The organism is Gracilibacillus halotolerans, assembly GCF_014206945.1.
Classification (GTDB): domain Bacteria; phylum Bacillota; class Bacilli; order Bacillales; family Amphibacillaceae; genus Gracilibacillus; species Gracilibacillus halotolerans.
The window spans coordinates 414,869-435,839 of the sequence record NZ_JACHON010000001.1 but is presented as its reverse complement, the minus strand read 5'-3'; the positions used below and the strand labels follow the sequence as shown (position 1 = coordinate 435,839).

At 35.9% G+C, this 20,971-nt stretch carries 24 protein-coding genes; all 24 read left to right on the top strand.

Annotated elements, in window-relative coordinates:
* Positions 1-108: 108 nt before the first annotated feature.
* Positions 109-1,587 carry a stage IV sporulation protein A gene (spoIVA, locus tag GGQ92_RS02125; protein WP_184244083.1) on the top strand — a complete coding sequence of 493 codons (1,479 nt, stop codon included), beginning with the start codon at positions 109-111 and terminating at the stop codon, positions 1,585-1,587.
* Between the two features lie 452 nt (positions 1,588-2,039).
* A complete protein-coding gene (locus tag GGQ92_RS02120) occupies positions 2,040-2,312 on the top strand; it encodes an HU family DNA-binding protein (protein ID WP_184244081.1) in 273 nt (90 codons plus the stop codon).
* A gap of 435 nt (positions 2,313-2,747) precedes the next feature.
* A complete protein-coding gene (locus tag GGQ92_RS02115; RefSeq protein ID WP_184244079.1) occupies positions 2,748-3,452 on the top strand; it encodes a heptaprenyl diphosphate synthase component 1 in 705 nt (234 codons plus the stop codon).
* Positions 3,453-3,499: 47 nt separating this feature from the next.
* A complete protein-coding gene (locus tag GGQ92_RS02110) occupies positions 3,500-4,210 on the top strand; it encodes a demethylmenaquinone methyltransferase (protein WP_184244077.1) in 711 nt (236 codons plus the stop codon).
* A gap of 19 nt (positions 4,211-4,229) precedes the next feature.
* On the top strand, positions 4,230-5,201 hold the full coding sequence (gene hepT / locus GGQ92_RS02105; RefSeq protein ID WP_184244075.1) for a heptaprenyl diphosphate synthase component II: 972 nt from the start codon (positions 4,230-4,232) through the stop codon (positions 5,199-5,201).
* Between the two features lie 13 nt (positions 5,202-5,214).
* Positions 5,215-5,661, top strand: coding sequence for a nucleoside-diphosphate kinase (gene ndk, locus GGQ92_RS02100; RefSeq protein ID WP_184244073.1), 447 nt, complete (start codon positions 5,215-5,217; stop codon positions 5,659-5,661).
* A gap of 29 nt (positions 5,662-5,690) precedes the next feature.
* On the top strand, positions 5,691-6,461 hold the full coding sequence (locus GGQ92_RS02095; RefSeq protein WP_184244071.1) for a CheR family methyltransferase: 771 nt from the start codon (positions 5,691-5,693) through the stop codon (positions 6,459-6,461).
* A gap of 58 nt (positions 6,462-6,519) precedes the next feature.
* Positions 6,520-7,686 (top strand): chorismate synthase, encoded by a 1,167-nt coding sequence (aroC, locus tag GGQ92_RS02090; protein ID WP_184244069.1) that lies wholly within the window; start codon positions 6,520-6,522, stop codon positions 7,684-7,686.
* Positions 7,686-8,756, top strand: coding sequence for a 3-dehydroquinate synthase (gene aroB, locus GGQ92_RS02085; RefSeq protein WP_184244067.1), 1,071 nt, complete (start codon positions 7,686-7,688; stop codon positions 8,754-8,756). Before aroC ends, aroB begins: the two co-directional genes overlap by 1 nt.
* 2 nt (positions 8,757-8,758) lie before the next feature.
* Complete coding sequence (gene aroH, locus GGQ92_RS02080) at positions 8,759-9,127, top strand: chorismate mutase (protein ID WP_184244065.1); 369 nt, start codon at positions 8,759-8,761, stop codon at positions 9,125-9,127.
* 24 nt (positions 9,128-9,151) lie between these two features.
* Complete coding sequence (gene hisC / locus GGQ92_RS02075) at positions 9,152-10,255, top strand: histidinol-phosphate transaminase (RefSeq protein ID WP_184244063.1); 1,104 nt, start codon at positions 9,152-9,154, stop codon at positions 10,253-10,255.
* Between the two features lie 37 nt (positions 10,256-10,292).
* A complete protein-coding gene (locus tag GGQ92_RS02070; RefSeq protein WP_184244061.1) occupies positions 10,293-11,393 on the top strand; it encodes a prephenate dehydrogenase in 1,101 nt (366 codons plus the stop codon).
* A 10-nt stretch (positions 11,394-11,403) separates the two neighbouring features.
* Entirely contained in the window at positions 11,404-12,699 is a 1,296-nt protein-coding gene (gene aroA / locus GGQ92_RS02065) for a 3-phosphoshikimate 1-carboxyvinyltransferase (protein WP_184244059.1), read from the top strand.
* A 181-nt stretch (positions 12,700-12,880) separates the two neighbouring features.
* Positions 12,881-14,152, top strand: a complete 1,272-nt coding sequence (locus tag GGQ92_RS02060) for a tetratricopeptide repeat protein (RefSeq protein WP_184244057.1) — start codon at positions 12,881-12,883, stop codon at positions 14,150-14,152.
* 90 nt (positions 14,153-14,242) lie between these two features.
* The gene (locus GGQ92_RS02055; protein WP_184244055.1) at positions 14,243-14,809 is read left to right on the top strand and encodes a ReoY family proteolytic degradation factor; all 567 of its coding nucleotides are present in this window, start codon (positions 14,243-14,245) and stop codon (positions 14,807-14,809) included.
* A gap of 86 nt (positions 14,810-14,895) precedes the next feature.
* Positions 14,896-15,354: a DUF2487 family protein gene (locus GGQ92_RS02050; protein ID WP_184244053.1), complete on the top strand. Its 459-nt coding sequence runs from the start codon at positions 14,896-14,898 to the stop codon at positions 15,352-15,354.
* A gap of 148 nt (positions 15,355-15,502) precedes the next feature.
* Entirely contained in the window at positions 15,503-16,012 is a 510-nt protein-coding gene (locus GGQ92_RS02045) for a QcrA and Rieske domain-containing protein (protein ID WP_184244051.1), read from the top strand.
* A gap of 2 nt (positions 16,013-16,014) precedes the next feature.
* Entirely contained in the window at positions 16,015-16,689 is a 675-nt protein-coding gene (gene qcrB / locus GGQ92_RS02040) for a menaquinol-cytochrome c reductase cytochrome b subunit (protein ID WP_184244049.1), read from the top strand.
* A gap of 21 nt (positions 16,690-16,710) precedes the next feature.
* On the top strand, positions 16,711-17,502 hold the full coding sequence (locus tag GGQ92_RS02035) for a c-type cytochrome (protein ID WP_184244047.1): 792 nt from the start codon (positions 16,711-16,713) through the stop codon (positions 17,500-17,502).
* A gap of 107 nt (positions 17,503-17,609) precedes the next feature.
* On the top strand, positions 17,610-18,203 hold the full coding sequence (gene lhaT, locus GGQ92_RS02030) for a lipoprotein heptaprenylglyceryl N-acetyltransferase LhaT (protein WP_246383889.1): 594 nt from the start codon (positions 17,610-17,612) through the stop codon (positions 18,201-18,203).
* Between the two features lie 63 nt (positions 18,204-18,266).
* Entirely contained in the window at positions 18,267-18,986 is a 720-nt protein-coding gene (locus GGQ92_RS02025; RefSeq protein WP_184244045.1) for a sporulation protein YpjB, read from the top strand.
* A 75-nt stretch (positions 18,987-19,061) separates the two neighbouring features.
* Positions 19,062-19,742 (top strand): zinc metallopeptidase, encoded by a 681-nt coding sequence (locus tag GGQ92_RS02020; protein WP_184244043.1) that lies wholly within the window; start codon positions 19,062-19,064, stop codon positions 19,740-19,742.
* 84 nt (positions 19,743-19,826) lie between these two features.
* Positions 19,827-20,174 (top strand): nucleotide pyrophosphohydrolase, encoded by a 348-nt coding sequence (locus GGQ92_RS02015; RefSeq protein WP_184244041.1) that lies wholly within the window; start codon positions 19,827-19,829, stop codon positions 20,172-20,174.
* A complete protein-coding gene (dapB, locus tag GGQ92_RS02010; RefSeq protein WP_184244039.1) occupies positions 20,167-20,967 on the top strand; it encodes a 4-hydroxy-tetrahydrodipicolinate reductase in 801 nt (266 codons plus the stop codon). The genes GGQ92_RS02015 and dapB overlap by 8 nt, the downstream gene beginning before the upstream one ends.
* Positions 20,968-20,971: the final 4 nt, after the last annotated feature.

The window sequence follows — 20,971 nt, the reverse complement described above, 5'->3', positions numbered from 1 at the left end:
TGATAGACAATGAGTTTTTCTTTTTTGAAAAACAATTGCATATTTCAGTAGGACAACATCATAGAATAGAATTGTCAAATGAACGAGGAAAGATGGGGAGGAGATCTCTTGGAAAGAGTCGATATCTTCAAGGATATTTCTAAGCGGACAAATGGGGATATTTATTTAGGAGTTGTAGGAGCGGTTCGGACAGGAAAATCAACGTTTATTAAGAAGTTTATGGAGAAAATGGTGTTACCAAGTATCGAGAACGAAAGTGATAGGGTAAGGGCACAGGACGAATTACCACAGAGTGCTGCAGGTAGAACAATTATGACAACAGAGCCAAAATTTGTGCCCAATCAAGCTGTTTCATTAACAGTAGAAGATGGTTTAGATGTTAATGTACGGCTTGTAGATTGTGTAGGCTATACCGTAAAAGGCGCTCAAGGGTTTGAAGATGAAAATGGACCACGGATGATTCATACACCGTGGTATGAAGAGCCAATCCCTTTTCATGATGCTGCAGAGATTGGAACTAGAAAAGTAATTCAAGAGCATTCCACTATGGGAATTGTTATTACAACCGATGGCTCGATTGGTGACATCCCTCGAGAAGATTACTTAGAAGCTGAGGCAAGGGTAATTGAAGAACTTAAAGAAGTTGGCAAGCCATTCATTATGATTATTAATACAGTCCAACCTTATCACCAAGAAACGGAGATGCTAAGACAGGAACTTGTAGAAAAGTTTGACATCCCGGTACTTCCTATGAGTGTAGAAAGTATGACGGAACACGATGTTCATAATGTATTAAGAGAAGTTCTATATGAATTTCCTGTATTAGAAGTAAATGTTAATCTCCCAAGCTGGGTACTCGTTTTAGAGGAAGATCACTGGCTGAGAGCGAATTATCAAATGGCGATTGAAGATACGGTAAAAGATATAAAACGATTGCGAGACGTTGATAGTGTCATTGGTCACTTCGATCAATATGATTTTATTGAACTTGCACAATTAGCAGGAATAGAAATGGGAGAAGGAGTAGCAGATATTGATCTTCATGCTCCAGATGAACTTTACGACCATGTGTTAAAAGAAATAGTCGGAGAAGAAATCCGTGGTAAAGATCATCTCTTGCAATTAATGCAAGATTTAACAAAAGCTAAGAAAGAGTATGATCAAGTAGAGGAAGCATTAAGAATGGTGAAACAAACCGGTTATGGAGTGGCGGCTCCAACGTTACATGATATGGCCTTAGAAGAACCTGAAATCATTCGCCAAGGTAGTCGATTTGGAGTACGGCTAAAAGCTGTTGCACCATCGATTCATATGATTAAGGTAGATGTTGAATCAGAGTTCGCTCCAATCATTGGTACAGAAAAACAAAGTGAAGAGCTAGTTCGATATTTGATGCAGGATTTCGAAGAGGATCCATTATCAATCTGGCAATCGGATATATTCGGTAGGTCTTTAAGCTCTATTGTGCGGGAAGGTATCCAAGCAAAACTAGCGCTAATGCCGGAGCATGCGAGATTTAAGCTTAAAGAAACATTGGAAAGAATTATTAACGAAGGATCAGGCGGTTTAATTGCGATCATTTTATAATAACCGCAAAAAAACTACTTAGATATAGAACCTGTTTTACATTACACGTTGTGGTTGTGTGGATGTGAACAGGTTTTTTCGTGTTTAACAACCTTTTAATAGAATTTATGAAACTATCTACACTTACTCTAACCATTATGTTATATATTAAAGAATAGGATAAAAAAAGTATGGCAATACTGGAGTTAACGAGCTATACTCAAAATAAGAATGATTTTACAAAAGTCTTGAAAACAGTTGCAACCTAGTAATCTGTATGATAAGATTCTTTGTAAATTGACAAAATTACACATTGTTTAAAGAAAAAAGTCTCAAAAACACTGTAAATTGTTGAACTCTCAGAGATTTTCGGTTATTATTAGCCTTGTCATCATTAATTGGTGACCTTAGCTATAGATGATGTTTATCATTCTTAATTATTGCTAGTAGTTTAATGGGAGGAGGTGAATATCATGAACAAGACAGATCTTATTAATGCAGTTGCTGAAAAAAGCGAACTTTCTAAGAAAGATGCAACAAAAGCTGTAGATGCAGTTTTTGAATCTATCATGGATTCACTTAAAGACGGTGAAAAGGTTCAACTTATTGGATTTGGTAACTTTGAAGTACGTGAGCGTGCTGCACGTAAAGGGCGTAACCCGCAAACTGGAGAAGAAATCGAAATTCCAGCAAGCAAAGTTCCTGCGTTTAAACCAGGTAAAGCCCTTAAAGATATCGTAAAATAATATGATATTACATATGGGCAAAAAAAGGGTGCATCGTCGCCCTTTTTTTCTTTTTTAACCTATGAAACTTATCAAATATTATATCTATCCATATTCCTATTAACAGTAACGGAAATGAACGACACGCTTGCAAGTATAAAAAAACGTATGACTACATCCATGTTCAAAACATTCCCATTCTTCTCAATCCTTCCCTCTTAAAGAAATCTACCGAGATATAAGATAGAGCATTATTTTACTACCCTACTAAACAAAAGATTGTCCTTAGGCAAAAAGAGAGTTTTCATTATTCAGTAATCGATACAATATGCTATACTAAGTTAGTATAATGAGAAATACAATGGATATTTTATTTCAGAAGAAGTGAATAGTAACTAAATCGATATTGTCGAAGTAGTATACATAAATTGTGCTTATAGGATTGTGGTGAATGAAGTGGAAACTCTAACTCAATCGATACCTAGCTATCGTAAACTAATTGAAAATGAAATAGAACACACCTATTTAACGTTACATATTGAACAGCCTATTATCGAAGAAGATAAATTAAAGCTTTTACATATTTTATTGATGAATTATGAGGATATCGAGGATTCTATTGTTTCGGTAATGCTCGTACAAATCGCATTAAATACGCATGATTTAATAGCACAAAAAACAACCGTCGATTCAAGTGACAGAAAAAGCCAACAACTAACAGTTCTTGCAGGGGATTTTTATTCTGGTTTATACTATAAACGATTATCGGAGGCTGACAATATCCTTTTAACGGGTGTCCTTGCAAACGGTATATCAGATATAACCGAACAAAAGATGGATTTCTTTTATACAAGCCCTCAAGAGGCTACTCAATTTGCAGAAGGTTTTTGTGAACTCGACTTTGTACTAATTAAGCATGTAGCATTTTATTCTAATTGGCATAGTGAAGAAGATCATCGTTATATGAAGAATTGGCTTTTCTATAGAAGGCTATTGCAAGAAGCAGATTTTATGGAAGAAGAAAAGGAGACATTGTTTTCTCAGTTGTTCCACAAGAACGTGCAAAAAACTGATTATAAAACGTTTTTAAAAGATGAAATTCAAAAAAGGGAGAAGTATCTTGGAGAATCTAATTCGATACTGAAGCAATATCTCTCCTAATATTGACGATATAGGAATTAGCAAAATGCAGGAGAAGGGTAGTTAACATGAATAAATTAGAAAAAGAAAAGAAAGTTCATCAAGTCTTTGAAACAATTTACGAAAACTATGACCATATGAACTCTATTATATCTTTTAAACGTCATATTAAATGGCGTAAGGATATAATGAGCCGCATGCAAGTTACACCAGGTTCTACTGCATTGGATGTTTGCTGTGGCACAGGTGATTGGTCTTTTTCTTTAGCAGAAGCTGTTGGTGAATCAGGGACAGTAATAGGTCTTGACTTTAGTGAAAATATGCTTTCAATAGCTAAAAAAAGAAATGAAGAAGTCAACTACGATAACTTATCCTTTATACATGGTAATGCAATGGAACTGCCATTTGAAGATAATCATTTTGACTACGTTACGATAGGATTTGGTTTACGAAACGTACCAGATTATATGCAAGTATTAAAAGAAATGTACCGTGTTGTTAAACCAGGTGGAAAAGTAGTTTGTCTAGAAACTTCACATCCGACTCTCCCGATCTATAAGCAGCTATACTATTTTTATTTTGGAAACATCATGCCCTTATTCGGAAAGTTATTTGCAAAAAGCTACCAAGAGTATGCGTGGTTACAGGAGTCAGCTAAAGACTTTCCAGATAAAAATGAACTTAAAAGAATGTTCCAACAAGCGGGATTCATTAATATTGAAATAAAAGGTTATACTGGTGGCGTAGCTGCTATGCATATGGGTGAAAAAAGTTTGTAGATAAAGTTAGGTGGCAGAAATGAGGTTAACTAAATCATATAATTTTATAAAAAAAGATTTAATAGAAGTTGAGAGTATATTAGAAGAGTTAGTATACTCTGACCATACGGTACTTCATAAGGCTAGTGATCAGCTGTTGAAAGCAGGTGGCAAGAGGTTAAGGCCGCTTTTTGTTCTATTATCTTCTCGTTTTGGCGAGTTTAACCTTGATCATGTAAAAAAAGTTGCTAGTTCCTTAGAATTAATACATATGGCTTCATTGGTTCATGATGATGTGATTGATGATTCAGACATGAGGAGAGGAAAGCCAACTGTAAAAGCTAGTTGGGACAATCAAGTCGCCATGCTGACAGGTGACTATATCTTTGCCAAAGCTATTGGACAATTATCGGCTATATCAGAACCAAGACTCCATCAAATTTTGGCAGATACAATGATTGAATTGACAATAGGAGAAATTGAACAAATTAAAGATAAATATGTAATCAATCAAAATCTACGTACATATTTACGTAGAATTAAAAGGAAAACAGCACTTTTAATATCTTCCAGTTGTCAACTTGGTGCCATAGTGACGAAAACTTCACCAATGGTAGAAGAATCATTGTTCCGGTATGGTTATTATATTGGGATGAGTTATCAGATTATCGATGATATATTAGATTTTACCGGTACAGAAAAAGACTTAGGAAAACCTGCCGGCGGTGATTTGTTGCAGGGTAATATCACCCTCCCAGTGTTATATGCAATGGAAGACCCTACACTTAAAGAAAAATTAGCGTTCGCCTTTCAGGATACAGCTAAAATTGATGAAAAAGAAGTTAGTAGTATCACGAAGGAAATTGCCAAGTCTTCTGCGATTACTAAATCAAGAGAGTTAAGTAATCTATATTTAAAAAAAGCATATGAAGCTCTTGAACGACTTCCGGATAATGATGCGAAGGAAGCACTCCAATATATAGCAAATTACATTGGCCAACGAAAAACATAATGAGGTGATGAGGATGGAACAAACTTTTTTAATGATAAAACCAGATGCTGTACAACGGAATTTAATCGGTACAATTATTGGGAAATTTGAACAAAAGGGTTTCAAGCTTGTTGCAGCAAAACTCATGCAGGTTAACGAAACATTAGCTGAAGAGCATTATAAAGAACATATTGGAAAACCTTTTTTTAAGGGACTAGTAGAATTTATTACATCCGGACCTGTATTTGCAATGGTATGGGAGGGTGAAAATATCATTGAAAATTCGCGCCAATTAATTGGTAAGACCAACCCTCTAGAAGCAGCCCCCGGTACTATTAGAGGGGATTATGGAATTGTAACCCACCGGAACATTATTCACGGATCTGATTCTAAAGAAAGCGCTGATCGAGAAATTGGATTGTTTTTTAAAGAGGAAGAAATACTTTCTTATCAAAAGGAAATCGATTCTTGGTTACGATAATGATGAATAACTGACAGGAGTAGGAAATAATGCAGGAGTATCAGTCTTTTATACGGCAAGTAAACAAAAGCATAGGTTTAGATCTCTCCCTTTATAAGGAAGCGCAAATGAAGAGGAGATTAACCTCTTTACGCAATAGAAGGGGATTTGATAGTTTTCAAAAATATTTTGACGCTATCATGGAAGATAGAAGTTTAATGGAAGAGTTTCTAGATAAAATAACGATTAATGTCTCTGAATTTTATCGTAATCCAAATCGGTGGAAAGTATTAGAAGATTCTATATTCCCAGCGTTAAAGAAAAAGAAAGATAAAATTAAAATATGGAGTGCTGCTTGTTCTACAGGTGAAGAACCTTATACTCTTTCCATCTTAGCTCAACAGTTTTGGGATAAACAGAATATCTCCATTATAGCTACAGACATCGATGATAATGTTCTTTCGCATGCGAAACAAGGATTATACAAAGAACGTGCATTACAGGAAGTGTCTCCTAACATAAAGAAGAAGTATTTCAATCAAGTAGCAGATACATATAAAATTAGTGACGATATTAAACAACCAATAACTTTTAAGAAACATAACTTATTGGCGGATACCTTTCCACAAAATATGGATCTTATCGTTTGTAGAAATGTGCTGATTTACTTTACTGATGAAGCGAAAGAGGAACTTTACAATAAGTTTAGTAACGCTTTATCAGAGGATGGTATATTTTTTGTCGGAAGTACAGAACAAATATTTAATCCAGAGAATTTCAATTTAAAAGTACATGATACATTCTTTTATCAAAAAATGTAACAACAGATATATATATTGTGCTATGATATTATGTAAAAAATAAATAAGGGGGATACACATGCGTTATTTAACAGCGGGAGAATCTCATGGTAAGCAACAAACAACAATAGTTGAAGGAATCCCGGCAAGAATGCCGATAACTCAAGACGATATTAATGAATCATTACTAAGACGTCAAAAAGGTCATGGTCGAGGGAAGAGAATGCAAATTGAAAAGGACTTAGTGGACATTGCAGGTGGCGTAAGACATGGTTACACGTTAGGTTCTCCGATTGCATTAGTTGTAAAAAACGATGATTATAAACATTGGACGGATGTTATGGGAGAAGATCCGATTGAAGACGACCAAAAGATCCGTCGAGTTGTAACTAGACCACGACCAGGTCATGCGGACTTAAATGGTGCTATTAAATATGGACACCGAGATATGAGAAATATTTTAGAAAGATCATCTGCACGAGAAACTACAGCACGTGTAGCAGCTGGAGCAGTTGCAAAAACGCTATTAAAACATTTAGATATTAAAATAGTTGGATATGTTAAAGAAATTGCAGGAATTAAAGCAGAAGAAAGACCGGATTTAACGATAGATCAAAAAATTGAAATTTCAGAAGAATCTCCGGTTCGTTCTTTAGATGATAATGCTGGGCAACAAATGATGGACGCTATTGATAAAGCAAAGAAAGACGGAGATTCCATCGGTGGAGTATGTGAAGTATATGTTGAAGGCTTACCTGCTGGAATTGGTTCCTATGTACATTATGACAGAAAGCTAGATGGCCGAATTGCTGGAGCAGTCCAAAGTATTAACGCATTTAAAGGTGTAGAATTCGGTATTGGTTTTGAAGCAGCAAGAAAAAATGGTAGTGAAGTCCATGATGAAATTCTATGGTCTGAAGAACAAGGTTACTATCGACGAACAAATCGACTAGGTGGATTCGAAGGCGGAATGTCTACAGGAATGCCAATTGTTGTTAAAGGTGTAATGAAACCTATTCCTACCCTATACAAACCACTACAAAGTGTAGATATTGAAACAAAAGAGACATTTAATGCTAGTATTGAGCGTTCCGATTCTTGTGCAGTGCCTGCAGCAGCAGTTGTTATGGAACATGTAGTAGCTATTGAAATTGCTAAAGCTATTTTGGAACAATTCCCAAATGACCAATTTCCTAAATTAAAAGAAGCTCTAGATCAATACCGTGAGGAGATTAAACAATTCTAATGGAGACGGTATCGATACGAACAAGTACGAATCAATATGATGTTGTGGTGGGAAATGGTCTTATCGAACAAATTTCTAACTTCTTACCTAAAGACTATTCGAACATTCTAGTGATTTCAGACGAAACCGTTTATGAACAGTATGGAGAAAGAATCAAAAATGGTCTAGGTAATCGAAAGATTGCACATTCGATTGTTCCAGCTGGAGAGGCATCGAAAAATATTAATAACTATTATAAATTACTTACAAATGCTTTGAATCAAGAACTTGATCGTAAGGCACTAATCATTGCATTAGGTGGTGGAATGATAGGTGATTTAGCAGGCTTTGTAGCCTCTACTTATATGAGAGGTATAGATTTTATTCAAGTACCTACAACAATTCTAGCTCATGACAGTAGTGTTGGAGGCAAAGTAGCTATTAATCATGAAAAAGGAAAGAATATGATTGGTAGTTTTTATCCACCGACCGCAGTAATTTATGATATAAATACATTACGTACGTTACCTCAACGAGAAATACGTTCCGGTTATGCAGAGATTATGAAACACGGATTGATTAGTAGTCATTCTTTCTTTGAAGAATGTTTAAATACGGACTTAACCAATACGTTGTCCGATCAGACCCTAAAAGATCAACTTGTTAAAGGGATAAAGGTTAAGGCTGACATCGTACAAAGGGACGAGAAGGAATCAAATATTCGAAAGTTTCTGAATTTTGGCCATACTTTAGGTCATGCAATTGAGGCGGAGGCTGGATATGGCAATATGACCCATGGGGAAGCAGTAGCTATTGGTATGCTATTTGCACTTCAGCTTAGTGAAACCATTTATCATAAACCGATGCCATTTGACTCATTATACGAGTGGATGAAGCGTAACAAATACCCTGTACATGTAAAGGGATTTGAAATGAGTCGACTAATTAAGAGAATGAAAATGGACAAAAAAGCGGAAAATGCCAACATTCAAATGGTTCTCCTCCAAGATATCGGTAAACCATCCGTTTATACAATCGACGACAACGTATTGCTAACACAGTTAAAAAAATTTGCGGAAAAGGTTGGATGACTATGATGAGAGGAATTCGTGGGGCTACGACTGTCCGTGAAAACGATGCGAATGAGATTATTCAAGAAACGAAACGAATGATTGAGGAAATGGCAGTAAAAAACGAGATAAAACCAGAAGAGATTGCCTCTGTACTTATATCCGTTACAAAAGATTTAGATGCGACATTTCCTGCTAAAGCATTGCGCTTAATTGATGGTTGGAAGTATGTTCCAGTCATGTGTATGCCAGAAATTGAGGTTCCTGGAAGTTTACCACAATGTATACGAGTGATGATGACTGTAAATACCAACTTAAATCAAAAGGACGTTCAACACGTTTATTTAAATGATGCGGTTCAATTGAGACCTGATTTATTAAAAGATTCATAAATTATAAGAAAGGATGTTTTTCATTTGCAAGCAAAAAAAGTGTTTAATGCTATGTCACCATATACACCAGGAAAGCAAATTGAAGATGTAAAAAAGGAATACGGGTTAACAAAGATTGTTAAATTAGCATCGAATGAAAATCCTTTCGGTTACTCAAAAAAGGTAAAAGAAGCGATCCCATCAATGTTAGATCATTTGGAGATTTACCCTGACGGTAACGCTACATTACTTAGAAATAAATTGTCGACACATTTAAATGTCTCCGCAGACCAGTTGGTTTTTGGTTGTGGGTCAGATGAAATCGTTGAAATCATTAGCCGTAGTTACCTAGAGGAAGGAACGAATACGATTACTGCTTGGCCGACGTTTCCTCAATATAGACATTGTGCAAAAATTGAAGGAGCAGACGTAAAAGAAGTGCCTCTAAAGAATAACGGTGACCATGATTTAGCTGGTATGCTTGCTGAAGTGGATGAAAATACGAGAGTTATTTGGTTATGCTCTCCGAATAACCCTACAGGTAATCTAATTCAACGTAATGAAATGGAAGATTTCTTAAATGAATGTCCAAAAGATATTTTAGTTGTATTAGATGAAGCATATTATGAATATATAAATAAAGCTACTAATCCAAACACCATTGATCTCTTAGAAAAGTATTCGAATGTGATTGTTTTACGAACGTTCTCGAAAGCATATGGTTTAGCAAACTTACGTGTTGGTTATGGTATTGCTTCTAAAGAAATAGCAACATTATTAAACATCACAAGAGGTCCTTTTAATACAACATCTATCTCACAAATGTCGGCAATTCACGCGTTAGAAGATCAAGATTTTATTAAGTATAGCTATGAACAAAATATTGAAAATAAATCCTATTTCAAAAGAGAAATGGAAAGTCTCGGTTTAGAATGTTATGAATCGGAAGCTAACTTCTTATTTGTAAAACTACCTACATCCGGAGATCAATTATTTGAACATTTACTTTCAAAAGGATATATCGTTCGCTCGGGTGAGGCACTTGGTCACCCAAATGGTGTACGAATAACAATTGGTACAAAAGAACAAATGACAGAATTAAGTCAGCTTATTAAAGAATATTTAAGTGCTGTCCAAACTACTTCTTAAGTTAAGTAAAGTTTGTTCGTTATAAAGGAGAATTCTCGTGAAGGAAACAGTGTTAATAGCGGGCCTTGGATTAATTGGTGGCTCGCTAGCTTTAAATATGAAAGAACATGATAATATGCGAATTATCGGCTATGATGCAAATAAAAGTACATTAGAATACTGTAAAATGAATGGAATTACAGATGAAACGTATGATAATTTCGCAGAGGCTGTCAAACAAGCAGATATTTGTATTCTTGCTGCTCCTGTTTCCGTTACGGTAGGCCTTATTAAGGAGTTAGATACTATTGCTTTAAATAAAGATATTCTTGTTACGGACGTAAGTTCTGTAAAAGGGCCAGTAATGGATGCTGCCAAGAACCTTACTAATGAAAGGATTTCCTTTATTGGTGGTCATCCAATGGCAGGTTCACATAAAAAGGGAATACAGGCAGCCAAACAACATCTGTTCGAAAATGCAATTTATGTGTTATCACCTTCAAACGAAAATATGGAGGAACACATCGCAAAATTAAAGGCATTATTAACTCCAACGAAATGTAAATTTTTAATTTTGGAACCTGAAGAACATGATGAAATGACTGGTGTTATTTCACATTTTCCTCATTTAATTGCTTCTTCCCTAGTACAGCAGGCAAAAAATTGGCAACAAAAACACCCATACATACCTAAATTAGCGGCAGGTGGATTTCGAGATATTACAAGAATTGCCTCAAGTAATCCTTCCTTATGGAAAGACATATTTTTTCAAAATAAACAAAAAATGAGTCGACTTCTTACGGACTGGATTGAGGAAATGAACCATTTAAAGCAACTAATTGATGAAGGTTCTGAGGATGAAATGCAAGAATATCTCCAGTTAGCAAAAAACTATCGGGATGGGTTGGATAGTGCTAAAAGGGGCGCTCTTTACACAACATACGATATCTATGTAGATATTTTTGATCAGCCAGGTGCACTTCTTCGAGTGATTGAACTTCTAGCAGAACATGAGATTAGCATTAGTAATATTGAAATACTAGAGATTCGAGAAGGAATCACAGGTGTATTGAGATTAAGCTTTCAAAACGATAACGACCGTCAACTTAGTCATGCCATTTTAAGAAAAAATAAGTACGATACAGTTATACAAGAATAGAGGTGGAAACATGGTTGAAACCAAACAACTCGATTATGGGAAACAATCTTTACAAGGTTCAATTGCTGTACCAGGTGATAAATCAATTTCGCATCGTGCTGTCATGTTTGGTTCCTTGGCTAGTGGTGAAACGAAGATAACGAATTTCTTAGCTGGTGAGGATTGTATTAGAACGATCGATGCTTTTAAGGCAATGGGCGTCAATATAACGAGAGATGAGCAGACAGTCATTGTTAAGTCTACTGGTGTAGCTGGACTAAAAGAACCAGTGATTCCTATTAATTTAGGTAATTCAGGGACAACTGCAAGACTTCTAATGGGAATATTAGCTGGTTTACCGTTTCATTTTACGTTATTCGGAGACGATTCTTTGTCTAATAGACCTATGGACCGTATTACGATACCTTTAAAGCAAATGGGTGCTAAAATTGATGGTAGAGATTCAGGAAGACTATTACCGATTTCTTTAAGAGGCGGAAATTTGAAACCAATTGATTACCAAACGCCAATGAAAAGCGCTCAAGTTAAATCTGGTGTCTTGCTAGCTGGACTCATGACAGATGGAACAACAACTGTAGTAGAAGAGAGTAAGACGAGAGACCATACTGAAAATATGTTAAAGGCATTTGGTGCGGAGATTGAGTCAGAGGGCACTACTGTCCGTATAACTGGCAACCAGCCATTACAGGCGTGTAATATCGAAGTCCCTGGGGATATTTCCTCTGCTGCATTTTTCCTTGCAGGAGCTGCTATTATCCCTGGTAGTCATATAACGATTAAAGATGTTGGTTTGAATCCTACTAGGTCGGGAATCATTGACGTATTAAAAATGATGAGTATCGATATTGAAGCTACTGTTACGAGAACGGTTGGCGGTGAACCAATTGGTGATGTGTCTGTCAAGTATTCACAAGCAAAAGGCACTACAATAGAAGGCGAAATTATCCCAAGAATTATTGATGAAATACCTATTATCGCATTAGTTGCCTCACAGGCAAAAGGTACAACAATTATTAAAGATGCAGAAGAATTAAAATTTAAAGAAACCGATCGAATTGAAGCAGTAGTGACAACTTTAAAAACACTTGGAGTGAACATTGTACCTACGGATGACGGAATGGTTGTTGAGGGTGGTGCTTCCATTAAAGGAGCGAATGTTCATTCTTATGGTGATCATCGAATTGGAATGATGATAGCTATTGCTTCATTATTGACAGAAGATCGGGTTGAATTGGAAAACCCATCATGTATCAATATTTCTTATCCGCAATTTTTTACGGATTTAGAAAAACTGTTCCATTCTTAATTATATAAGTAATAAATAGTATCCCGGATGATATCGATTCTTTGTATTCGTTTATCATTCGGTTTTTATTTTAGCTGGCTATTACGACAAAACAATACAATTTGTTCACTTGCCTGGAGATTTTAATTTAGATATGATGGAATAATAGAATACGACGCTAAAGCAGAAAGGATGGTTATTTATGAATACTATAGATAACGCTATTGCATTAATCCAACACGGTAAAACAGAGGAAGCTCTTGAAATATTAGCTTCTGAAGCAAAGAATGCGAATGACGAAGAACGATTGGATATTGCGCAAATTTATATTGAACTTGGTTTAATTGATCGAGCGGAAAAACTATTAACTAAAATAATTGATAAACAACCATCCTTGTCGGTAGCTAAATTAATGTTAGCAGAGATTTATACGGATGAACAAAAAGATGACGAAGCGATATTATTGTTAAATGAAATTAGAGAAACAGATCCTTATTATTTACAAGCACTGTTACAATTAGCAGATGTATATCAAGCGCAAGGACTAAATGAAGTTGCGTTATCAAAAATGTTAGAAGCGAAAAATATCGATCCTAACGAACCACTAATTGACTTGGCTTTAGGTGAATTAACATTTGCTTTAGGTGATTATCAAAGAGCATCTATTTATTTTCAAAAACTTAGCCACGACCCTGATTTTAGAGAAGACAAAAATATACTATCAAAACTAGCCGAATCGTATGGATTAATTGGTGATTTTGAAAATGCTTTGCTCTTTTATGAAAGATTAGATTCTGATAATCCAGATACATTATTTCGGTATGGCTTTATTGCATATAAATTGGAACGTTATGAATTAGCTGTTCAAATTTGGGAACAAGTAAAGGAAGAAGCATTTGAGTACACTTCTCTCTATCAGTATTTAGCTGATGCTTATGAACAAACAGGGCAAGAAGATCTTGCATTTCAAACACTAGAAGAAGGAATGCAAGTGGATACGTTAAATAAGGAGCTATATTTAGAGGCAGCAAAATTAGCTCTGAAGCTTAATCATTTCGATAAATCCATTAAGTATGCTAATCAATCACTTTCCCTTGATAATGAGTATGAGGACGCAATACTTTTCCTAGTAGAAACATATAAAAACCAAGGAGATACAGACGCACTAATTGATTTATTAACGCACCAAACGGATATAGATGTATTAAATGGAATCTTTGAGTGGGAACTTGCTAAAACATTAGCGGAGGAAGAAGTTTTTGACCAGGCATTAAATCACTATCAGAATGCATATAATAAATTGAAGCATGATTCCGAGTTTCTTAAGGAATACGGTTATTTTCTTTTAGAGGAAGGGAGGAAAGAAGAGGCTACGTCCATCTTACGTTCCTATATCAAGTTAGAACCTGCCGATTTCTCCGTTGCAGAGTTGTTGCAACGTATTATAGAGGATGACGAAGTTATTTCCGATTAGCTTGGAATAAAGAGTGTGTCAGATACGCACTTAAAAGAACTCCATCTCGAACGTTACATTGAAAAGCGTAATATAAATGGAGGGGTGAAAATGGAGACGTCTGTTCAAACGAAGGATAAGAAAGAATTCATTCAGTGGTTTTTAGGAAATTATCAACTTAAAAAGCGAGAAAGTGTATGGATTTTAAATTATTTACTGAATGATGAACGTCTATTATCACAGGTACATTTTGTCTTGGAAGCTCGTTTTTGTCCTCGGGCCATCATCATCTCTACTCATTGTTCATCAGAGGTCCCATTCAGATTTTATAAGAAACATATTGTAACAACAGATGCAGACAAATCGTTTCATGATATTAGAATGCATAAAGATGAACCGATATATATTCAAGTCAATTTTCGTGATGCCAATCGAAATATACATTATATGAAGGTGCTCGAGGATAATCCATTTATCCCAGACGATTACTTTTTAACGAAACAAGATAAAAAAATCGTAAAAGACTTACTTGATCATTCTCTTTATTATTATCAAAAAGAGAAATTAACAGATTTAATTAATCGTGCGTTAGATTCAAAGAACTTTGAGGATTTTATGGAATATAGTAATGCTCTCCGTAAGCTAGAGAAAGAATTTCAAAGCTACCCTCAATCGTAGCCATAAATTATAACGAAGTTCACAACGAAAAGAGGTGAATTTCGTTATTTTTTATGTTACATTTAAAATGGACAAGGAGGGAAGACATGCAGTGGCATCCAGATGACTTACAAGGTTTTTTTAAGGCAAAAGAATATATTGATACCGTTATTCTTCCAATTACTTCAATTAGCTTTAAGAATCAAGCAGAAGCTGAAAAATTAGCTATACAAAAGAAATCGATAGAGATTATCACTCAGGAATTGGAAAGAAACTATGCAGGTAGGATTTTTGTTTGTCCTATATACATATATCAACACGCGGTAGACAGAGAACAAGAAATAGCTCGTCTTAATAGTTGGACGGAAGAGATGCTAGCAGAACAATTTGAACATCGCTTTATTATAAGTCATGATATTTTGTGGAAAAAGTACGAAAAACAATTTGACTCGCATTTTATTTGGACACCATCTTTTTCGATGAGTAATTTTCAATCTGACGATGCGAGACTATTTGTTAAGGAACAAACAAATGAATTGAGTGAACTTATTCGTTCCTATTGGTAAAATATGTATTTTATTATGCGAAATTCGTCTTTAAAAATTACATTTTGTTGACCCTATCAATAGTTTGCGCTATCATAGTAATGTCCTAGTAATATAAGAGAAATAATATTTCCATAGTAGTCGGAATAAGTGTAGAGGGGGGTAAAGGATGTCTGAGAAGAAAAACGAGGTATCCCGTCGCCAATTTTTAAACTATACGTTAACAGGTGTAGGTGGTTTTATGGCTGCCGGAATTCTTGCGCCTATGGTACGGTTTGCGATTGACCCGGTATTGAAGGCAACAAGTGGTAGTGAGATGAGTCCAGTAGTAGATGTATCTGAATTAAGTAATGAGCCACAGAGATTTGACTGGACAATTGAGCAGGTGGATGCTTGGTATACATCTGACGTAACCAAAAGTGCTTGGGTTTATCTAGATGATAATGATGAAATTGTTGCATTATCTCCTGTTTGTAAGCATTTAGGTTGTGCAGTTAACTGGGCAGGTAATTCAGATTACCCGGACCAATTCTTCTGCCCGTGTCATGATGGTAGATATTATAAAGATGGTACAAATGTGCCTAACACGCCACCAGATGCGCCACTTGATGAGTTTGAATTAGAGGTTAAAGATGGCACATTATACTTAGGAAATCCTAAACCGAGAGGGGAGGCTTAACATTGCTTCAAAAAATTTATGATTGGGTTGATGAACGTTTTGATATTACACCAATGTGGCGTGATATTGCGGACCACGAAGTTCCAGAACACGTCAATCCAGCACACCATTTCTCCGCATTCGTTTACTGTTTTGGAGGACTTACCTTCTTCGTAACAGTAATTCAAGTATTGTCTGGTATGTTTCTAACAATGTACTATGTACCGGATATTGAAAATGCATGGCGTTCTGTGTATTACTTACAAACAGAAGTTGCTCATGGACAAATTGTAAGAGGGATGCACCACTGGGGAGCTAGTGTTGTAATTGTCATGTTATTCTTACATACATTACGAGTCTTTTTCCAAGGTGCGTATAAAAAGCCTCGTGAATTAAACTGGATGGTCGGTGTCTTGCTATTTTTCGTTATGCTTGCGCTAGGCCTTACAGGGTATTTATTACCGTGGGATAATAAAGCCTATTTCGCTTCTGTAGTTACACTTCAGATTGCAGAAGGTGTTCCGTTTATCGGTGAATTTGCTAAGACACTATTAAGTGGAGATCCTTCCATTGTAGGTGCTCAAACGTTGACGCGATTTTTTGCAATTCATGTTTTCTTCCTTCCTGCAGCATTGTTTGTGTTAATGGCTATTCACTTTATATTGATTAGAAAACAAGGTATTTCTGGTCCACTATAAAATTAACAAGGAGGGAGATCAGTGAAAAGAGGAAAAGGAATGAAGTTTGTCGGCGATTCTCGTATTAACGCCGATCAACAAAAATTCACACCAAAAGATTACTCTGAATATCCGGGAAGAACAGAAGCGTTTTGGCCTAACTTCTTGTTAAAAGAATGGTTAGTTGGTGCTGTATTCTTAGTAGGATTTTTATGTCTAACAATTGCACATCCTGCACCGTTAGAGAAACTAGCTGATCCTACTGATACTGCATATACACCATTACCGGATTGGTACTTTTTATTCTTGTTCCAATTATTGAAATATAAATTTGCAAGTGGTTCGTATTTTGTATTAGGTGCTTTAATTATTCCTGGACTGGCATTTGGAGCTTTATTCTTAGCACCTTTCCTTGATAGAGGAAAAGAACGTCGTCCACATAAAAGACCGATTGCTACTTCGTTAATGCTATTAGCTTTTATTTCTGTTTTTTGGTTAACATATGAGGCTGCTAGCGCGGTAAATTGGGAAGAAAAGGCAGAAAATAATAAAGCTGTATGGCCAGATGATAAACCAGCAGTTGAAATAGACACTACAGATCCTGGGTATGCACCATATGAGAATAGCTGTATGGCTTGTCATGGTGGTGAATTAGAAGGGACTGGAGCTGCTCCTACTTTAATAGGAATTGACTTTACAGCAGAAGAAATTATGGATATTGCTGTGAATGGTATTGGAACAATGCCAGCTGATCAATTCCAAGGATCAGATGAAGAGCTTCAGCAACTAGCAGACTTTATCGTTTCTGTTAACGAACAAGCAGCTGAAGAATAAACATGATTGCCCTCGCTTTTTGGATAAGGCGGGGGCTTTCTCTATCTTTTTACGGGTTAAAATCTAAATAACATGCGTTTCAAGTGAAAATGAGAGGAGGAACATGCTTGAGAAAGATACTTTATCACCCGCTATCATTATCCGCTCTATTTGTCATTAATTTCTTCGGAACGATATATGGTTACTATTGGTATCGTTTTCAGTTAGCGGAAACACCGTGGTATTTTGTACTATTTGTACCTGATAGTCCTACCGCATCTTTATTTTTTACTATCGTTCTATTCTTTATTTTACAAGGGAAAAGAGCTCCACTTATTGAGGCGCTTGCAATGATAACGCTGATGAAATATGGTGTTTGGGCAGTTGTAATGAATATTCTGACTCTAATACAGGATGGCGGTTTAGATTGGACTGGCTATATGCTAATTGCATCTCATGGCTTAATGGCCGTGCAAGCTTTATTATTTGCAGGATTATACACGTTTAAAATGTGGCATTTAGTCGTTGCGAGTATATGGACCTTACATAATGATGTCATTGATTATTTATATGGTATGATGCCTACCTATGGCAGCTTATCTACCTATTCACATCATATAGGGTATTTTACTTTTTGGCTAAGTATTATTTGTATCCTTATTGCCTATTACGTCGTTATTCATCGATCCAAACAATACAGTAGTTTAACAACACGTACATAGTCATAACTTGTTTCCTTTCTTCATATCATGGTGAAAAAGAGATATGTGGAAGAAGGGATATAGATGCACCGAATATTTTATAGAATTGTACTATTTCTTACTCTAATAGCAGTAATTTGTTTCACTATTCCATCCGTAACATGGAGTGCGGAGAGTTTTGATTTGTACAAGTATGAACAATTTGTAAATGAAGGTAGATACCATCTTGCTGAAGACTATCTCCTCTCTAAAGAAGATATCATTATCAGTAATGTTACAAGAGAAAGGCCAACAATGAAGCAAACGGTTCAAGAATACTTAGATAAAAATAAAGAGATACTTGCTTCAGAAGAAGCCTCTCATCAGAATAAAATAACAGCGACTCTACAATTTATCGTTCTCTATGATGCAGCTATTAATGATGAAGCTTCGTTATGGCATGTTTGGAAGGAGAATCTAGAGCATAATTTATCTAGAATAATGGAAGGGTCGCCGTCGGACGAGAAAGTGATGGAAGATATTGCAATTCAAGTAGAAGTGCTGTCACCTATCTTGGCGATTCATTATTCTCAGGAAGAAATTAACGCATGGAATCAGGAAGTATTAACTGCTGATAAACCAATGGATCACCAACAGCTTCAAGCAGTATATCAAGAGGTCTCTTCCTTTGATATACACGAAATACGTAGCGAACAATTTCAATTTTATTTGGAATGGCTTTTATTTATTGTTGTTGGTTGTTTATTCCTTAGTTTAAGTTATGTAGGATGGGTAAAATATAAAGCAGAAGTAAAGGATAATTAACACTAATTTATTGACAACTAGTTTATTGTTGACTAAAATTGACCATAGATAATCAGATTATTTTGGGGGTATAGAATGTCACTAACAACGTATATAATCTACATTGCCATATTAATGATTGTTCCTTTATTAGCACAAGGAAAAGTAAAGAGCACCTATCGTAAGCATTCGAAAATAGGTAATAGTAGCATGATGACAGGTGCACAAGTTGCTAGAAAAATTTTAGATGACAATGGATTATATGATGTAGGTATAGAAGAAGTTCGAGGAACATTATCCGATCACTATGACCCAAGAAAAAAGGTAGTACGTCTTTCGAGTGATAACTACCATGGTCATTCACAAGCTGCGGCAGCGATTGCTGCACATGAGGTAGGGCATGCGATTCAAGATGCAGAGTCTTATGCATTTCTCCGTTTCCGACACGCATTAGTTCCAGTAGCTTCTTTTGGAGATAGAATGTCGTTTATTTTCATTTTAGCCGGAATATTCTTAGACGCGATGAATCTTGTATTAGTAGGTATTATCTTCATGGCGTTTGCGGTATTATTCCAGTTAGTCACACTGCCTGTTGAATTTGATGCATCGAATCGAGCAATGGGTCAACTTGTTTCTTCTGGTATTATTCGTAATAACGAAGAGCGCTCAACGAAAAAAGTACTTAATGCTGCGGCATTAACATATGTAGCTGCGGCAGTAGTAGCAGTTGCAGAACTATTAAGATTCGTTCTTATATTCCTGTCCAATGATGATTAAGGAAAAGACTAATAATTAATATGTTTTATCGAGACAGATGGGTTAGTACATCTGTCTTTTTACTTTATTTGAGGAGGACAAGCAATGTATAATGAGATAAAGATGAAAGAAATGCAAGAACGTGTCGATCAATACATATCACAATTCAAGGAAGGCTATTTTTCTCCACTTAGTATGCTAGCGCGCTTTACAGAAGAAATTGGTGAGTTAGCTCGTGAAGTGAATCATACATATGGCGAAAAGCCGAAAAAGAAAGAAGAAAAAGATAACTCCATTGAAGCTGAATTAGGAGATCTCTTGTTCGTAATGATTTGTTTTGCTAATTCACAAAACATATCGTTAGCTGAAGCGTTCACAAAAACAATGGATAAAATTGAAACAAGAGACAAGGATCGTTGGACACGAATTGATGAGGAGGATTTGAATGGATAAAATTAAGGTAATTGTAGCAGGACCTAGAGGTAAAATGGGTAGTGAAGCACTACGAATGATTGAGAAAGAAGAAAGTTTAGACTTAGTAGCCTGTTTAGATCATAAATATGATGGAAAGAACATTTCTGAGTTCAATGAGCTTCCTGCATTGGATGCGTTAATCTATACAGATATAGAGAAATGCTTATCAGAAGTAAACGCTGATGTATTAATCGATTTAACAACACCAGAATTTGGCTATTTACATACAAAAACTGCATTACAGCATGGTGTTCGACCAGTAGTAGGTACGACTGGATTTACAGACGTGCAAATCGAGGAGCTGTCCCAGTTAGCAGAAGAAAAGCAATTGGGTGTTATTATCGCACCGAATTTTGCCATAGGCGCAGTTCTAATGATGCAATTCGCGAAATGGGCGGCAAAATATTACCCGGACGTCGAAATCATTGAAAAGCACCATGATCAAAAGTTAGATGCCCCATCTGGAACCGCAGTTAAGACGGCAGCTCTTATTAAAGAAGTAAGAGAATCCAAACAACAAGGACATCCGAACGAAAAAGAAACGTTAAAAGGATCTCGTGGAGCGGATTATGATGGCATGAGGGTTCATAGTATGCGATTACCTGGACTTGTTGCACACCAGGAAGTTATTTTTGGTGGGGAAGGCGAAATTTTAACAATAAAGCATGATTCCATGCATCGCAAATCCTTTATGAGTGGTGTTAAATTAGCTGTTGATCAGGTTATGAAGTTAGATGTACTTGTTTACGGTCTTGAAAATATTTTGGAGTAGGTGA

Bases quoted from the DNA above. Each gene is read 5' to 3' on its own strand.
- GGQ92_RS02025 (WP_184244045.1), top strand. From the start codon at position 18,267: ATGCACCGAATATTTTATAGAATTGTACTATTTCTTACTCTAATAGCA.
- GGQ92_RS02095 (WP_184244071.1), top strand. From the start codon at position 5,691: ATGCAGGAGTATCAGTCTTTTATACGGCAAGTAAACAAAAGCATAGGT.
- GGQ92_RS02120 (WP_184244081.1), top strand. From the start codon at position 2,040: ATGAACAAGACAGATCTTATTAATGCAGTTGCTGAAAAAAGCGAACTT.
- aroB (WP_184244067.1), top strand. From the start codon at position 7,686: ATGGAGACGGTATCGATACGAACAAGTACGAATCAATATGATGTTGTG.
- hepT (WP_184244075.1), top strand. From the start codon at position 4,230: ATGAGGTTAACTAAATCATATAATTTTATAAAAAAAGATTTAATAGAA.
- aroA (WP_184244059.1), top strand. From the start codon at position 11,404: ATGGTTGAAACCAAACAACTCGATTATGGGAAACAATCTTTACAAGGT.
- aroC (WP_184244069.1), top strand. From the start codon at position 6,520: ATGCGTTATTTAACAGCGGGAGAATCTCATGGTAAGCAACAAACAACA.
- ndk (WP_184244073.1), top strand. From the start codon at position 5,215: ATGGAACAAACTTTTTTAATGATAAAACCAGATGCTGTACAACGGAAT.
- GGQ92_RS02055 (WP_184244055.1), top strand. From the start codon at position 14,243: ATGGAGACGTCTGTTCAAACGAAGGATAAGAAAGAATTCATTCAGTGG.
- GGQ92_RS02110 (WP_184244077.1), top strand. From the start codon at position 3,500: ATGAATAAATTAGAAAAAGAAAAGAAAGTTCATCAAGTCTTTGAAACA.
- aroH (WP_184244065.1), top strand. From the start codon at position 8,759: ATGATGAGAGGAATTCGTGGGGCTACGACTGTCCGTGAAAACGATGCG.
- GGQ92_RS02045 (WP_184244051.1), top strand. From the start codon at position 15,503: ATGTCTGAGAAGAAAAACGAGGTATCCCGTCGCCAATTTTTAAACTAT.
- GGQ92_RS02015 (WP_184244041.1), top strand. From the start codon at position 19,827: ATGTATAATGAGATAAAGATGAAAGAAATGCAAGAACGTGTCGATCAA.
- GGQ92_RS02020 (WP_184244043.1), top strand. From the start codon at position 19,062: ATGTCACTAACAACGTATATAATCTACATTGCCATATTAATGATTGTT.
- dapB (WP_184244039.1), top strand. From the start codon at position 20,167: ATGGATAAAATTAAGGTAATTGTAGCAGGACCTAGAGGTAAAATGGGT.
- GGQ92_RS02050 (WP_184244053.1), top strand. From the start codon at position 14,896: ATGCAGTGGCATCCAGATGACTTACAAGGTTTTTTTAAGGCAAAAGAA.
- GGQ92_RS02060 (WP_184244057.1), top strand. From the start codon at position 12,881: ATGAATACTATAGATAACGCTATTGCATTAATCCAACACGGTAAAACA.